The organism is Nonomuraea rubra, assembly GCF_014207985.1.
Taxonomy (GTDB): Bacteria; Actinomycetota; Actinomycetes; order Streptosporangiales; family Streptosporangiaceae; genus Nonomuraea; species Nonomuraea rubra.
Genome location: NZ_JACHMI010000001.1, coordinates 5,722,677 through 5,736,902, shown reverse-complemented (window position 1 = coordinate 5,736,902; position 14,226 = coordinate 5,722,677). Strand labels below are relative to the sequence as shown.

9 protein-coding genes are annotated in these 14,226 nt (G+C 70.6%); 3 read left to right on the top strand and 6 right to left on the bottom strand.

Annotated elements, in window-relative coordinates; translation table 11 throughout:
* Window positions 1-60 precede the first annotated feature (60 nt).
* A complete protein-coding gene (locus tag HD593_RS25940) occupies window positions 61-1,782 on the top strand; it encodes an ABC transporter ATP-binding protein (protein ID WP_185104694.1) in 1,722 nt (573 codons plus the stop codon).
* Complete coding sequence (locus tag HD593_RS25935; protein ID WP_185104693.1) at window positions 1,779-3,551, top strand: ABC transporter ATP-binding protein; 1,773 nt, start codon at window positions 1,779-1,781, stop codon at window positions 3,549-3,551. The genes HD593_RS25940 and HD593_RS25935 overlap by 4 nt, the downstream gene beginning before the upstream one ends.
* A gap of 488 nt (window positions 3,552-4,039) precedes the next feature.
* Here the strand turns inward: HD593_RS25935 and HD593_RS25930 are convergent, their stop codons facing one another.
* Entirely contained in the window at window positions 4,040-5,296 is a 1,257-nt protein-coding gene (locus tag HD593_RS25930; RefSeq protein WP_379478742.1) for an extracellular catalytic domain type 1 short-chain-length polyhydroxyalkanoate depolymerase, read from the bottom strand.
* 497 nt (window positions 5,297-5,793) lie between these two features.
* On the opposite strand from HD593_RS25930, the gene HD593_RS25925 reads away from it, so the two are divergent.
* Window positions 5,794-7,236 (top strand): endo-1,4-beta-xylanase, encoded by a 1,443-nt coding sequence (locus HD593_RS25925; RefSeq protein ID WP_185104692.1) that lies wholly within the window; start codon window positions 5,794-5,796, stop codon window positions 7,234-7,236.
* 130 nt (window positions 7,237-7,366) lie between these two features.
* Here the strand turns inward: HD593_RS25925 and HD593_RS25920 are convergent, their stop codons facing one another.
* The 5 genes from HD593_RS25920 to HD593_RS25900 form a co-directional block, all read right to left on the bottom strand.
* On the bottom strand, window positions 7,367-8,251 hold the full coding sequence (locus tag HD593_RS25920; RefSeq protein WP_185104691.1) for a carbohydrate ABC transporter permease: 885 nt from the start codon (window positions 8,249-8,251) through the stop codon (window positions 7,367-7,369).
* Window positions 8,248-9,177 (bottom strand): carbohydrate ABC transporter permease, encoded by a 930-nt coding sequence (locus HD593_RS25915; protein ID WP_185104690.1) that lies wholly within the window; start codon window positions 9,175-9,177, stop codon window positions 8,248-8,250. Before HD593_RS25915 ends, HD593_RS25920 begins: the two co-directional genes overlap by 4 nt.
* An 80-nt stretch (window positions 9,178-9,257) precedes the next feature.
* Entirely contained in the window at window positions 9,258-10,622 is a 1,365-nt protein-coding gene (locus HD593_RS25910) for an ABC transporter substrate-binding protein (protein WP_185104689.1), read from the bottom strand.
* A 153-nt stretch (window positions 10,623-10,775) separates the two neighbouring features.
* Window positions 10,776-12,914: an alpha/beta hydrolase gene (locus HD593_RS25905; protein ID WP_185104688.1), complete on the bottom strand. Its 2,139-nt coding sequence runs from the start codon at window positions 12,912-12,914 to the stop codon at window positions 10,776-10,778.
* A 184-nt stretch (window positions 12,915-13,098) separates the two neighbouring features.
* Window positions 13,099-14,088, bottom strand: coding sequence for a LacI family DNA-binding transcriptional regulator (locus HD593_RS25900; RefSeq protein ID WP_185104687.1), 990 nt, complete (start codon window positions 14,086-14,088; stop codon window positions 13,099-13,101).
* Between the last annotated feature and the right edge of the window lie 138 nt (window positions 14,089-14,226).

Sequence of the window (14,226 nt, the reverse complement as noted above, 5' to 3'; positions counted from 1 at the left end):
GCCGGCCACGCCCTCCCCCGGGCCCAGGTCGTCGCGGCCGGTACGCGTTGAGGAGTTGACATGGTGAACCGGACCCTGCTGGGTCTGATCCGTCCGGGGCGCGGCTGGCTGGCGATCGCCGTGCTGGCGGGGGTGCTGGTGTCGGCCACCTACGCCGGGCAGAGCCTGCTGCTGACCGCGGCCGTGGCGCAGGGCCTGCGCGGCGAGCTCACGGCCGCGGTCCTGGCCTGCTGCGCGGCCCTGGCGCTGGTCGCGGTGCGGGCCGTGCTGGTGTGGGGCCGCGAGGTGGCGGCGGCCAGGGGTGCGGAGGAGGTGAAGGCGGCCCTGCGGGACCGGCTCTACCGGCACCTGCTCACGCTCGGCCCCGGCTACGTCGCCGAGGTGCGTACGGGCGGCGTGCTGACCACCCTGGTGGACAGCGTGGAGGCGATCGACCGGTATGTCGGGGTGTTCCTGCCGCAGGTGCTCATCTCGGTGCTCGGCGGGGTCGGCATCGTGGCGGTGCTGGCCTGGATCGACCCCGCCGTCGCCGTGCTCGTCGCCGTCACGGCCGTGCTGGCCGCCGCCGCGCCGCGGCTGATGCGCCGCCGGATGCGGGATGGCCTGACCGCGTTCTTCAAGGGGTGGAAGGGGCTGAGCGCCGACTACCTGGACGCGGTGCAGGGGCTGCCCACGCTGAAGGCGGTCGGCGCCGACGAGCGGTTCGGTGCGGGGCTGTCGGCCAAGGCGTGGGCGTTCTACCGGGACTCGCTGCGGTTCACGTTCGTCTCCACCGTCTCGGCGGGCTTCGTCGGGTTCTTCGCCGCGCTCGGCACGGCCGCCGCCGTCGGGCTCGGCGCCTGGCAGTACGCCTCGGGCGCGCTGTCGCTGACGGCGGTGTTCGCGGTGCTGCTGCTGTCGCGGGAGGCGTTCCGGCCGGTGACCGAGCTGATGGCGGCCTTCCACGCCGGCCAGGGCGCGCTGCCCGCCGCGCACGGCATCGCCGAGCTGCTCGCCGCCCGCCCGCCGGTCCCCGACACCGGCACGGCGAGCCTGCCGGGCACGCCGCCGGAGGTCGTCTTCGAGGACGTCACCTTCACCTACCCGGGCCGGGAACGCCCCGCCCTGGACGGGGTCTCGCTGCGGCTGGCCGCGGGCCGTACCACCGCGGTGGTCGGGCCGTCGGGAGCGGGCAAGAGCACGCTGATCCGGCTGCTGCTGCGGCACGCCGACCCGACCGGCGGCAGGGTGCTGTTCGACGGGGCGGACCTGCGGGACGTCTCACTCGCCGCGCTGCGGTCGCAGGTGGCCGTGGTGTCGCAGGAGGTGTACCTGTTCCACGGCACGGTCGCCGGGAACATCGCCTACGGGCGGGCCGGGGCGAGCCGTACCGAGATCGAGCAGGCGGCCAGGGCCGCGCACGCGCACGAGTTCATCGCCGAGCTGCCCGACGGCTACGACACCGTGATCGGCGAGCGGGGGCTGCGGCTGTCCGGCGGGCAGCGCCAGCGGCTGGCCATCGCCCGCGCGCTGCTGGCCGACGCGCCGCTGCTCATCCTGGACGAGGCCACCTCCAGCGTGGACATCGCCGCCGAGCGCGCCGTCGTCGAGGCGCTGGAGCGCGTACGCGCGGGCCGCACGGTGCTGCTGATCGCCCACCGGTTGTCCACCGTCGCCGACGCCGACCACGTCGTCGTCCTGGACGAAGGCCGGGTGGCCGAGGCGGCCGCCCCCGCCGCGCTGCTCGCCACCGGCGGCGCCTACGCCCGCCTGATCGCCCGCCAGCAGGAAGGAGCGGCATGACCGCCACCCACGACCACGCCTCCGCGCATCCGGAGATCGCGACCAGCGAGGGGGGCGGCGGGGTCCGGCGTGGTGCGCTGCTCACGCTGCTGCGTCCAGAGCGGGCCCGGCTCGCCGCCGCCATCGTCTGCGGGCTGCTCGACCAGGGGCTCGCGCTCGCGGCGGCGCTGCTCGGCGCGTCCCTCGTCGGCCGGGCGCTGAACGGCGATGCCCCCGCCGACCTGCTGCCCGGCCTCATCGTGCTCGCCGTGCTGGTGCTGCCGAAGGTGCTGGCCTCGTGGGCGGAGTCGTACATCGCGCACGACCTGGCCTTCCGCGTCCTGGCCGAGCTGCGCGACCGCTGCTACCGCAAGCTGGCCGCGCTGACCCCCGGCTACCTGCTGCGCCGCCGCTCCGGTGACCTCGGCGCGACCGCGATGGCCGACGTGGAGATCCTCGAGCTGTTCTTCGCCCACAGCCTCACCCCGCTGGTCGTGGCCGCCTCCGTGCCGCCCGCCTGCCTGGTGGCCGCGTTCTGGCTGCACCCGCTGGTCGGTGCGGCGCTGCTGCCCGCCGTCGTGGCCATGGCCACGGTGCCGTTCTGGCTGCGGCGGCGCTCGGCGGTGCAGGCCGGACGGATGCGGGAGGCGGCGGGCGAGGCCACGGCGGAGACCGTGGACGCCGTCCAGGGCCTGTCGGAGACGCTCGTCTTCGGCCGCCAGGAGCACCAGGCGGCCCGGCTCGGCGCCGCGACCGAACGCCTGAACGTGACCTCGCGGGCCCACCGGTCCCGCGGCGGCGTGGAGAAGGCCGCGGGCGACGCCATCGCCGCGGCCGGGCTGATCGCGGCCCTTCTGGTGGCGCTGCTCCTGGTCGACGCGGGCTCCCTGGCCGCCGGCCAGGTGGTGATCGTCGCCGTGCTCGGCGCGTTCGCCTTCCTGCCGCTGATGTCCCTGGTCGACACCTGGCGGGACCTGTCCACGATCCGCGCCGCCGCCGCGCGCCTGCTGCGCATCCTCGACGCCGTCCCGGACGTCACCGAACAGGCCACCGGGCCGGCCGGACGGATCGAGCCCGAGGTGGCGTTCGACCACGTCACCTTCCGCTACGGCGACGGCCTGCCCGAGGCCGTGCGCGACGTCTCCTTCACCGTCCCGGCCGGGACCACGGTGGCGCTGGCCGGGCACTCCGGCGCGGGCAAGAGCACCTGCGCCTCGCTGCTGCTGCGCCACTGGGACACCTCGGCGGGCACCGTACGCATCGGCGGCCACGACCTGCGCGACCTGCCCTTCGACCAACTCCGCTCGACCGTGGTGGCGGTGCCGCAGGACACGTACCTGTTCGCCATGAGCGTCCGCGACAACCTCCGCCTGGCCCGCCCCGACGCCACCGACGCCGAGGTGGAGCAGGCCGCCCGCACCGCCTGCGCGCACGACTTCATCGCCGCCCTGCCCGACGGCTACGACACCCTGGTCGGCGAGCGCGGCGCGCACCTGTCGGGCGGGCAGCGCCAGCGCCTGGCCATCGCCCGCGCCCTGCTCACCCACGCCCCGATCCTCGTCCTGGACGAGGCCGTCTCCAACCTGGACGCCGAGAGCGAGGCCGCCCTCGACCAGGCACTACGCGCGGCCAGGGGCGAGCACACCACCCTCGTCGTCGCCCACCGCCCCTCCACCCTGCGCTCCGCCGACACGGTCGTCCTGCTGAACGCGGGCCGGGTGGTGGACATCGGCCATCACCACGACCTGCTGTCCCGCTCCGCCGAATACCGCCGCCTGCTCGCCCGCTGACCCGGGCGGCGAGGCCCGCCACCGGTGCTGATCAGAACCCCAGCCCGATCAGCACCGTGTGCGTGCCTCGCCGGGGCCGCCCGCGTACCGGTGCTCGTGCTCGGCCACCGGCACCAGCCGCGCATCCTCACCGGCCACGTAGCGCGGGCGCCCGCGATCGCGGGCGCATCGGATCGCCGTCCCGTACCCGCGGCCACGGGTAGGCCGTGCCGATGACCCGCACTCCCTCCCCGCTCGCCACGAGCCGGGCCCCCACCGTACGCTGTCGTCCTCGACGCACCCTGCCACCGCGAGGTCGTCCCAGGCGAAGACCTGCCGCCGGCCGTGAACCCGGTGAACGACGCCGCTTCATGCGGGTCGAAGCGCTCGCCGAGGCGCTGCGACGCCATGGCGGTGAGCCTGATCCCGCCGATGGCGGCCAGGATCCCGATCGTCGCGGGCAGGTAGAGGATCACGGGAGGCTGCTCGTCCATCGGCAGGTTCCGGCTTCAGGTGACGGTCCAGCGCTGGTTGGCGCCGCCGTGGCAGGTGTAGAGCTGGAGCCGGGTGCCGTTGGCGGTGCCCTGGCCCACGGCGTCCAGGCACAAGCCCGACTGCACCCCGGTGATGGTGCCGTCGGAGTTCAGCCGCCATTTCTGGTTGTCGCCACCCCAGCAGGAGTAGATCTGGATCCTGGCGCCGGCGCCGGTGCCGGCCGCGTCGAGGCAGGTGCCGCCGTAGACCCTGAGCTCGCCGGCCGGGGTGGTGGCCCACTGCTGGTTGCCGCGCCCGTTGCAGTCCCACAACTGCACCTGCGTGCCGTCGGCGGTGGCGGCGCCGGGCACGTCCAGGCAGCGCCCGGAGCCGGCTCCCCTGATCTGCCCGGCAGATGATGTCGGGGTCGTGGTGGGCGAGCCGCCGTCCAGGCCGAAGAAGCGGATCGCGTACGCGGCCATCCCGGTGCGCGGCAGGTCGTGGCCGGCGCCGGTGATGGTGTACGCCTCGACCTGGCCCGAGCCGAAGACCCGCCGGGTCCAGCCCGCCTGCGGGCTGTCCGTGGAGGCCGGGGTCTGGCTCAGCCCGTGCACGTCGGTCCACTGATCGACCTCCTCCTGCAGCATCGTGTACGGCAGCACGGAGTCGGCGGTGCCGTGCCAGGCCATCACGCGCGGGCGGGGCCCGGTGTAGCCGGGGTAGGCGTTCCTGGCCAGGTCACCCCACTGCCGCGGCGTCTTGTCCCCGCACCCGGCGGGGCCGAGGCAACCGTACGGGACCCCGGCGAACGGCGCCCCGGCCTTGAACACGTCCGGGTAGGTGGCGAGCAGGTTGAGAGTCTGCATCGCGCCGGAGGAGAAGCCGGTGGCGTACACGCGCTGCGGGTCGCCGTTGAAGCGTTGCAGCACGTGATTCACCATGGAGACGATCGACCCCGGGTCGCTGCCGCCGCCGTGCCGCAGGGCTTCGTCCGACCACACGTCGAAGCAGTTGGACATGCCGTTGGCGCTCTTGTTGGCCTGCGGGTAGATGACGACGAAGCCGTGCCGGTCGGCCAGCGAGGCGAACTCGGTGCCCTGGTGGAAGGCCGTGGCCCAGCCGTTGCAGCCGTGCATGGCGACCAGGACGCCCGGCCGGGACGCCGGCCTGTCGGGGACGTACAGGTACATCCGCAGGCCGCCGGGATTGGCCCCGAAGCTCGTCACCTCGGTCAGTACCGCCGCCGACGCCTGCGGTGCGGCCGTCAGGAACACGGACACCACGGTGGCCACCGCCGTGATCAGAGCCGCCAGGGCGGCTGCGACGCCTGTGTACCTTCTCCGCGCTTGGCTTCGCTTTATGGTTCCGCCTCTCCGCTGTTAGCGCTAACAAGGCGCCGGATGGTCGAACCCTTCCCCGGGCCGGGGTGGAGGTGGTGGCGGGACGGAGCAAATACGAGGCGGAAACGTACTGTCAAGAGCGCCTTAGCTTGCGACCAGCCGGAAGGGCCGGCAGCCGAGCGCATTCACCTCGGGTTTTCGAGCCTTTTCCGGGGTGACCGGCGAGAGCGTCGCCGTGAAACTTTCATTCAAGCCACATCCCCGGCGTCACTCGCCGAAAGTTTCAAGAGCGGTGATTCCCTCGTTACGCCAGCACAAGGCGGCATGGCCGCGGCTGGGACTCTCGAAAGTTTTCACTACATCCTTGACAGTTTTCGGGGAGCTTCCCACACTCAGTGCCCGAGGTGATCTGCTCCACCGTCCCATGACTCGCCTATGGAGGCTCAAGCATGCGTGTCAACGCCATGTCCCCACCCACCGCCCGCCGCCGGGCGCTGATCGCCGGCGCGCTCGGCGCACTCGGCCTGGTCACGGCACTGGCGACGGCGATTCCCGCCGACGCCGCGGCGAGCACGCTCGGCGCGGCGGCCGCGCAGAGCGGCCGCTACTTCGGCACCGCCATCGCCTCGGGCAAGCTCGGCGACTCCGCCTACACGACGATCGCCGCCCGCGAGTTCGACATGGTGACGGCCGAGAACGAGATGAAGATCGACGCCACCGAGCCCAACCGGGGGCAGTTCAACTTCACCGCCGGGGACCGGGTCTACAACTGGGCCGTGCAGAACGGCAAGCGGGTGCGCGGGCACACCCTGGCCTGGCACAACCAGCAGCCCGGCTGGATGCAGCAACTGTCGGGCAGCACGCTGCGCCAGGCGATGATCAACCACATCAACGGCGTCATGGGCCACTACAAGGGCAAGATCTACGCCTGGGACGTGGTCAACGAGGCCTACGCCGACGGCAACTCCGGCGGCCGGCGCGACTCCAACCTCCAGCGCACCGGCAACGACTGGATCGAGGTGGCCTTCCGCACCGCGCGCGCCGCCGACCCGGCCGCCAAGCTCTGCTACAACGACTACAACATCGACAACTGGACCTGGGCCAAGACGCAGGGCGTCTACAACATGGTCAGGGACTTCAAGGCCCGCGGCGTGCCGATCGACTGCGTCGGCCTGCAGTCGCACTTCAACAGCAACAGCCCCTACAACAGCAACTACCGCACGACCATCCAGAGCTTCGCCGCGCTGGGGGTCGATGTGCAGATCACCGAGCTGGACATCCAGGGCGGCTCGGCCACCACGTACGCCAACGTCGTCAACGACTGCCTGGCGGTGCCGCGCTGCACCGGCATCTCCGTCTGGGGCGTCCGCGACACCGACTCCTGGCTCGGCTCGGGCGCCTCCGCGCTGCTCTTCGACGGCAACGGCAACAAGAAGGCCGCCTACACCGCCGTGCTCAACGCGCTCAACGGCGGCACCACGACGCCGACGCCCGGCGGCGACGCGGGCCAGATCAGGAGCACGGCCTCCGGCCGCTGCGTGGACGTGCCCAGCGCCGGCACCGCGGACGGCACCGCGGTGCAGCTGTGGGACTGCAACGGCCAGTCCAACCAGCAGTGGGCGCAGACCTCGGCAGGGGAGCTGCGGGTGTACGGCAACAAGTGCCTGGATGCCGGGGGCTCAGGCAACGGTGCCAGGATCCAGATCTACTCCTGCTGGGGCGGCGACAACCAGAAGTGGCGCGTCAACTCCGACGGCACGATCGTGGGCGTGCAGTCCGGGCTGTGCCTGGACGCCGTCGGCGGCGGCACCGGCAACGGCACGGGGCTGCAGCTCTACAGCTGCTGGGGCGGCAGCAACCAGAAGTGGACCTACAACCCGAGCACGACGTGAGCACCACGTGACCTCCACCGGCTGATCCCCCGGCGCCTGGTGGGGCGAGCCGCACCCTTCCGGAGCGGACGGGTGCGGCTCCCCAGCGTGTCGAACTCGAAGGCGACAACCCCGTCGGCCGGCGTCCCGGCTACCTCAGGCCGCCGACGGACAACCCGCCTCGCCAGTGTCGCTGGAGGCTGAAGAACGCGATGACGAGCGGAACGACCGACACGAGCGCGCCCAGGATGATGAGGCTCCAGAGGGAGGTGCTGCCCGCGTTGTTGGCCGAGGCGATGCCCTGCCAGAGGCCGAGCCCGACGGTGACGGGGAAGAGCCGGTTGTCGGACAGCATCGCGAGCGGCAGGAAGTAGTTGTTCCAGGAGGCCACGGCGGACAACAGCAGCACCGTCACCACCGCGGGCCGCATCAGCGGAAAGGCGACCTGGAGAAACGTCCGTATCTCGCCGGCGCCGTCGGCTCGCGCCGCGTCCAGGATCTCGTCGGGGACGGCGTCGCGCGCGTAGACGTGCATCAGGTAGACGCCGAACGGGTTGAGCAGGGAGGGCAGGATCACCGCCCAGATCGTGTTGGTCAGGCCGAACTCGGAGAACATCACGAAGGTGGGGATGACCAGGGCCGTCGCGGGCACCATCAGCGCGCCGAGCACGAGCGCGAAGCTGAAGCGCCGGGCGGCGAATCGGTACTTGGCGAACCCGTATCCGGCCATGACGGACAGGATGGTGGCGCCGATCCCGCCCGCGAACGCGTACAGCGTGGAGTTGAGTATCCACCTGCCGTAAATGCCGTTGTCGTAGGTGAACAGCTGCTGGAGGTTGCCGAGGTAGTCGATGCGGTCGGCGAACCACAGGGTGTTGCCGCCGCCGAACAGGCCGGGGGCGTCCTTGGAGCTGTTGACGATGACCCACCAGAACGGCACGAGGAAGTACACGACCAGGAAACCGAGCAGCACCTGCAGAGGCAGGTGGCGTTGCGGCCGGCGGCGGACGCCGGCGCGGGAGCGGGCACTCGTCACAGGAAGCTCCTCCGCTTGCGGGTGAAGAACAGGAAGGCGTAGACGCCGACGAAGACGATCCCGCCGAGAGCGAAGGAGATCGCTGATCCGTAGTTGAAGTTCGCCAGGGCGAACGCCTGCTGGTACGCGTACATGTTGGGGGTGAAGTCCGGTCCGATCGTGCCGGCCGCGAGGGAGCGCAGGATCTGCGGCTCGTTGAAGAACTGCAGGGTGCCGATGAGCGAGAAGACCAGGATCAGCAGCAGCGCGGGGGCGATCAGCGGGATCTTGATGCGGAGCGCGATCTGCCACTTGCCTGCGCCGTCCATGCGGGCCGCCTCGTAGAGCGCGGGGTCGATGCCCTGCAGCGCCGCGTACAGGATGATCATGTAGTAGCCGGCCCATTGCCAGGTGACGATGTTGACCAGGCCGTAGAAGATCAGGCTGCTGCCGAGGAAGTCGGGCGGAGTGGCACCGAACAGGCTGAACAGGTCGGAGAGCGGCCCGAAGCTCCTGCTGTAGAGAAATCCCCACATGACGGCCCCGATGACGGTGGGAATCGCGTACGGCAGGAAGATCATGAGGCGGGAGAAGCGGGCGAACAGGGAGGTCACGGCGTCCAGGATCAGGGCCATCGCGAGCGCGATGATGATCTGCAGCGGGATCGAGACCAGCGAGAAGCGGATGACGAACCATGACCCGGAAAGGAAACTCGGGTCGGTGAACGCTTTCACATAGTTGTCGAGGAAGACGAAACTGGTGCCGCCGATCAGCTTCTTCTGGAAGAGGCTGAGGTACAGCGCGTACGCGAGCGGCGCGATGAGCAGGGCGAGGAACACGATCCCGAACGGCCCGACGAAGAACCATCCCATCACGTGCTCGCGCAGGCGCACCTTGCCGCGCGTCGTGGGCTTGTCTCGGGCGCTCTGCGCGCCTTTTTCGATCATGAGGGTCAACCTGGACTCCGGGGTCGATGCTGGGGGGATCGCGGGTGGGCCGGCCGGTGGACGGCGGCCCACCCCGCGCGTCACTGAACGGTGAAGCCCTGCTCCTTCGCGTACTTCGCCACGTCCTCCTGCACCAGGTCGGCGGCCTGCGCACCGGTGACGGAGCCTTCGATGAGCGCGCTGACCTGCTTCGTCATGGCGTCGAAGTAGTACTGGCCGAACGGGCTGTAGGTGACGCCCTGGTAGGCGTTCGCCGCCGGGACGTAAACCTCCTTGTTCGCCTGCTGGCCGTCGAAGAAGGCGACCTTCAGGTTCACGAACTCGGGGTCGTTGAGCGCCTTGAGGTTCAGCGGGAAGATGATCTGGTTGGTCCAGCCGTGGGTGAGCGACTCCTTGTCGGCGTAGAGGCCGTAGGCCACCTTCGCGGCGAGTTCGGGGTTCTTGGCCTGGCTCGTCACGGAGAAGGCGGAGCCGCCCCAGTTCACCTGCACCGGGTTGGCGGGGTCCCACTGCGGGAGCGGCGCGACCGCGAACTTGCCGATGTCCTCGCCCTTGCCGACGCCGGCTCCGGTGAGGTAGCCGGGTGCCCAGGCGGCCGAGATGTACGTCGCGTACTTTCCGTTGATCACTCCGGAGATGTACTCGGGGGTGAACTGGTCCTGCGTCCCGACCAGCCCCTTCTTCGCCAGGCCACCCCAGTACTCGAGCACGTCCTTGGAGGCCTGGTCGTTCAGCTTGACGCCGATGGAGCTGCGCTGCGCCGGGTCGTAGGTGAACGGGGCCGCGCCCTTCTGGATCTGCAGCGCCATGGTGAGGGCCGACACGTTCGCGGCGAAGTCGCCGAACGCCGGGCCGCCCGCGTCCTTCATCTTCTGGGCCGCCTGCTCGTACTCGGCCCAGGTCTTCGGCGGCGTGATGTCGTACTTCTCGAAGAGGTCCTTGCGGTAGATCATCGCCATCGGGCCGCCGTCGACGGGCACGCCGTAGACGGCGCCGCCGACGGAGACGTCCTTCCACGCGCCCTCGCTGTAGTCGGCCTTGACGGCGTCGAAGCCGTGCTGCTTGATGTCGACGAGCGCGTTCTGGATCTGGAAGGTCGGGATCCGGTCCATCTCGATCATGATCACGTCGGGTGCGCCGGTGCCGGCCGAGATGGCGGTCTGGAACTTGTCGTACTCGTCGCTGCCCTGGCCGACGTTGGTCCAGCAGACCTGCACCTCGGCGTTCTGCTTGTTGAAGTTGTCGACCACGAGCTGCATGTTGGGGTACCAGCCCCACATCGTCACGACCGGCAGGTCCTTCTTGGGAATCGTGTTCGTGCAGTTGCTCGCGCCGCTGCCGCTCGTGGCGGTCGCGCCGCCTCCTCCTCCGCCAGAAGAGCAGGCCGTGAGCGCGGTCGCGGCGGCGAGCACGGCCGCCGCGGCAAGAAGCCGGTTCTTGTTCATGCGCATATTTCCCTTGAGAATCGCGGCGCACCAAGTGCGCCGCCGTGGAAACCGGGCGATCGGCCGGGACGGGACACGGGTGAGCACCGCCCGCGCCCCGTCCGTCGTGCCGATCCTCATGTGAGCGCTAACAGCGCGCCCGGACGATCTCGCTCAGCGCTTGAACAGGCGCGGCGCGAGGTCGATGAGGTTCTTCTGCCACACGTCCCAGCCGTGCGGCCCGGGGGTGACCCCGTCGAACTCGTAGCGGATACCGAGGGTGTTCAGGGTGTTCAGGGACGTCATGAACGACGGGTAGACGAAGTCCGTCTGGTCGCCGACGTACAGGCGCAGCAGCTTGGTGCCGTTGTTGATCGCCTGCGCGTCGACGCCGGCGCCGCTGCCGAACCCGGCCGAGAACGCCGCGACGTAGGCGAACCGGCCCGGGTTCGCCTTGAGCATGCCGAACGTCTGCCCGCCGCCCATCGACAGACCGGCCAGGGCCTGCTGCGACGGGTCGCTGGAGACGTGGTAGCGGTCCTGGGCCGCCGGAGCGAGGTTCTCCAGGAGCTCCCTGTTGAAGTCGGGCACGTTGCCGTTGCCCATCACGACCACCATCGGCACCAGGTTCCCGTCGAGGAAGTGGTGGTCGAGGATCTGCTTGGCCCGGCCCATCTCCACCCAGTCCGTGTAGCTCTGGCCACCGCCGTGCTGGAGGTAGAAGACGGGATACGGCTCCGCGCGATCCGGGTCGTAACCCGGCGGGGTCCAGACCAGCGCGGTCCGGTCCTGGTTCGCGACGGTGCTCCGGTACGTCAGGCTCTCGACCTTGCCGCCCTGGCCGGCGGGCACGTCCGTGAGCAGGCGGGCCTGCTCACCGGGGACGAGGAAGGTGCTCCACGTCGGCTCCGTGGTCACCTTCGTCGGGTTCGACACGTCCTTGACCGAGGTGCGGTCCACGATCAGCCGGTAGTAGTAGAACCACGGCCCGAGCGGGCCCACGGTCACGCGCCAGCGGTCGCCGGCGCGGGTCATCGGCACGCGCAGCCAGCTTCCGTTGGGCGCCCAGTTCGCCCAGACCTTGACGTTCTGCGCGTTCTGGAAGTCCGTCGTCGTCTCGAAGGTGACGAAGCCGTCCTCGGTCACGAACGGCGTCGGAGTCGTGCCCGGTGCCGGCGGGGTGAACTCGCCCTTCAGCCGCCCGTGGCCGGCGCTCGGGCCGTGGTCGCGTACCTTGCGGAACAGCCGCGGCGCGAAGTCGATGAGGTTCTCCTGCCAGGCGTTCCAGTTCGCCCCGGCGTCGGGGTTGACCCCGTCGAACTCGTAGCCGACACGGGCGCGGTCCAGCGCCTTCGTCAGGCGGATGGTCGCGTTGTACGCGGGGTCCGTCACGTTCCCCGTGTACAGGCGCACCAGCTTGACCTGGCGGTTGTCCGCCTTCACGTCCGTCAGCAGACCCGAGAACGACCCGGCGTAGGCGTAGCGGCCCGGGCGGGTCAGAGCGGCGCGCAGCGCCCGCGCCCCGCCCTCGGCCACTCCGGCGATCGCCTGGTGCGCCGGGTCGCGGTGGACGCGGTAGCGGTCGGCGAGCGCCTTCCGCAGCTCCTCGCCGCCCGCGGCGCCGCCGTCGCTGATCACGACCACCATCGGCTCCATGGCCCGCTGGATCGCCAGGTTGTCGAAGATCTGCTTGGCCCGGCCGAGGTCGAGCCAGTCGGTGGCTCTCACGCCGTCGCCCGGCTGCAGGAACAGCACGGGGTAGGTCCTCCTGGCCGTGTACCCCGGGGGCGTCCAGACCAGGGCCTTGCCGGCCGCCCCATAGGTCAGGGTCTCGACCTTGCCGCCCTGGCCCTGGGGCGCGTCCGCCAGCAGGCGCGCCGCGTCGCCCGCCACGAAGAAGGTGCTCCAGAGCGGCTTGGACGCCACGACGGTGCTGTTCGTCGGATCCTTGAGACCCTTGGTGTCATCGCCGGTGACCTGGTACGAGTACAGGCCGGGCTTGAGCGGGCCGAGGACGCCCGACCAGGCGTCGCCCCGCCGGGTCAGGCCGAACTCCGCCCAGGTGAACGACGGGCCGAAGTTGCCCTCGACGGCGATCTGCGACACGGAGCCCACGGCGGCCTCGACGGAGGCCACCGGAACGGTGAAGGAGGCGTAGCCGTCCTCGGAGACGGTCAGCCACGGCGTGTCCGCCGCCGCCGGCCGTGGTACGAGCAGCACTGCCGCGATCGCCATGACCGCGGCGGCGATCGCCGCCGCGAGCCTGCGCCCGCTCTGGGGGTGTGACCTGCCGTGATAAAGTAAAAATGGCATGCGAAAACTCCCTTAACCGTCGGCCACGGTTGATGCCCGGCTGGCCGACCGGATGTATGCGGTGGATCGTCAGTGGTCGGTGTTCGCACCTCCATTCCGTCGTCGGGGACTGCTTGCCCTCCTGACGTTCGTTGCCGCGAACGTCAGGTGTGACGAGACGCCGTACCTCACGGTGACGTCACCATCACGGGCACTTGCCCGGTGCGGCGGTGGAGCCGCGCACCACCAGGCGGGTCGGGAGCACGAGCCGGCCCGGGCCGTCCCAGTCGCCGCGCACCAGCGACTTGAGCATGCGCGCGGCCTCGTACCCGAGCCGGTACATCGACTGGTCCACGGTGGTCAGTCCCGGCTCTGCCAGCGCCGACTCGGGGATGTTGTCGAAGCCGGCCACCGACAGGTCGCCGGGAACGTCGAGCCCCAGCCCCTTGGCGACCTCCAGGGTCTTCAACGCCATCCCGTCGCTGGCGGCGAAGATGGCGGTCGGCCGGTCCGGCCGGTCCAGCAGCGCACGCGCGAGCGGCGCCGCGGACTCGGGATTGAAACTCCCTCTCGCGATCAGTCGCGGGTCGATCGGCACGCCGGCCTGGGCCAGCGCCGTACGGTAGCCCTCCTCGCGTGACCAGGCGGCCTCGAGGCTGGCGCGGCCCGCGATGAAGCCGATGCGCTGATGCCCCAGGCCGAGCAGGTGCTCGACCACCGCGGTGGCGCCGGCGAAGTTGTCGGCCGTCACCGACGGCACCGCCGAGCCCCGCGCCGGATCGATGACCACGACCGGGGTGCCGCTGCGCACCTCGCGCGAGGGTGTGACCACGATGCACCCGTCGGTGAGCGTGCCCGACAACCGGGCCAGGTGCCGCTGCTCCCAGCCGTCGGAGTAGGTGCCGTAAAGGTCGCTGTTGGCGTAGATGATCAGGTCGAAACCCGACTGGCTCAGGGCGTCCATGACTCCCTTGAGCACCTCGGCCGTGTAGGACTGGAAGCTGTGGGTCACCAGCCCCAGGACGTTGGTCCGGCTGCTGCGCAGGCTCGTGGCCACGAGACTCGACTCGTAGCCGAGCTGCTCGATGGCCGCGCGGACCTGCTCGATGGTGCTCGCGCTGACGCCGTAGCGCCGGTTGACCACCCGCGACACGGTCGCCGTCGAGACTCCCGCCAACCGTGCGACATCACTCATCGTCACCGGCGCACCGCCGTTGGCCATGCTGCCTCACAAGTTGCAATCGTTATCGGTTACGTTTGCAGCGGCAAAGGTAAGCGAAGTGGAACGCGGAAACAAGGCCTTTCCGGCCGGCCGTTCTTCAGGTAGAAACAT

Bases quoted from the DNA above. Each gene is read 5' to 3' on its own strand.
- HD593_RS25925 (WP_185104692.1), top strand. From the start codon at position 5,794: ATGCGTGTCAACGCCATGTCCCCACCCACCGCCCGCCGCCGGGCGCTG.
- HD593_RS25910 (WP_185104689.1), bottom strand. From the start codon at position 10,622: ATGAACAAGAACCGGCTTCTTGCCGCGGCGGCCGTGCTCGCCGCCGCG.
- HD593_RS25905 (WP_185104688.1), bottom strand. From the start codon at position 12,914: ATGCCATTTTTACTTTATCACGGCAGGTCACACCCCCAGAGCGGGCGC.
- HD593_RS25935 (WP_185104693.1), top strand. From the start codon at position 1,779: ATGACCGCCACCCACGACCACGCCTCCGCGCATCCGGAGATCGCGACC.
- HD593_RS25915 (WP_185104690.1), bottom strand. From the start codon at position 9,177: ATGATCGAAAAAGGCGCGCAGAGCGCCCGAGACAAGCCCACGACGCGC.
- HD593_RS25900 (WP_185104687.1), bottom strand. From the start codon at position 14,088: ATGAGTGATGTCGCACGGTTGGCGGGAGTCTCGACGGCGACCGTGTCG.
- HD593_RS25940 (WP_185104694.1), top strand. From the start codon at position 61: ATGGTGAACCGGACCCTGCTGGGTCTGATCCGTCCGGGGCGCGGCTGG.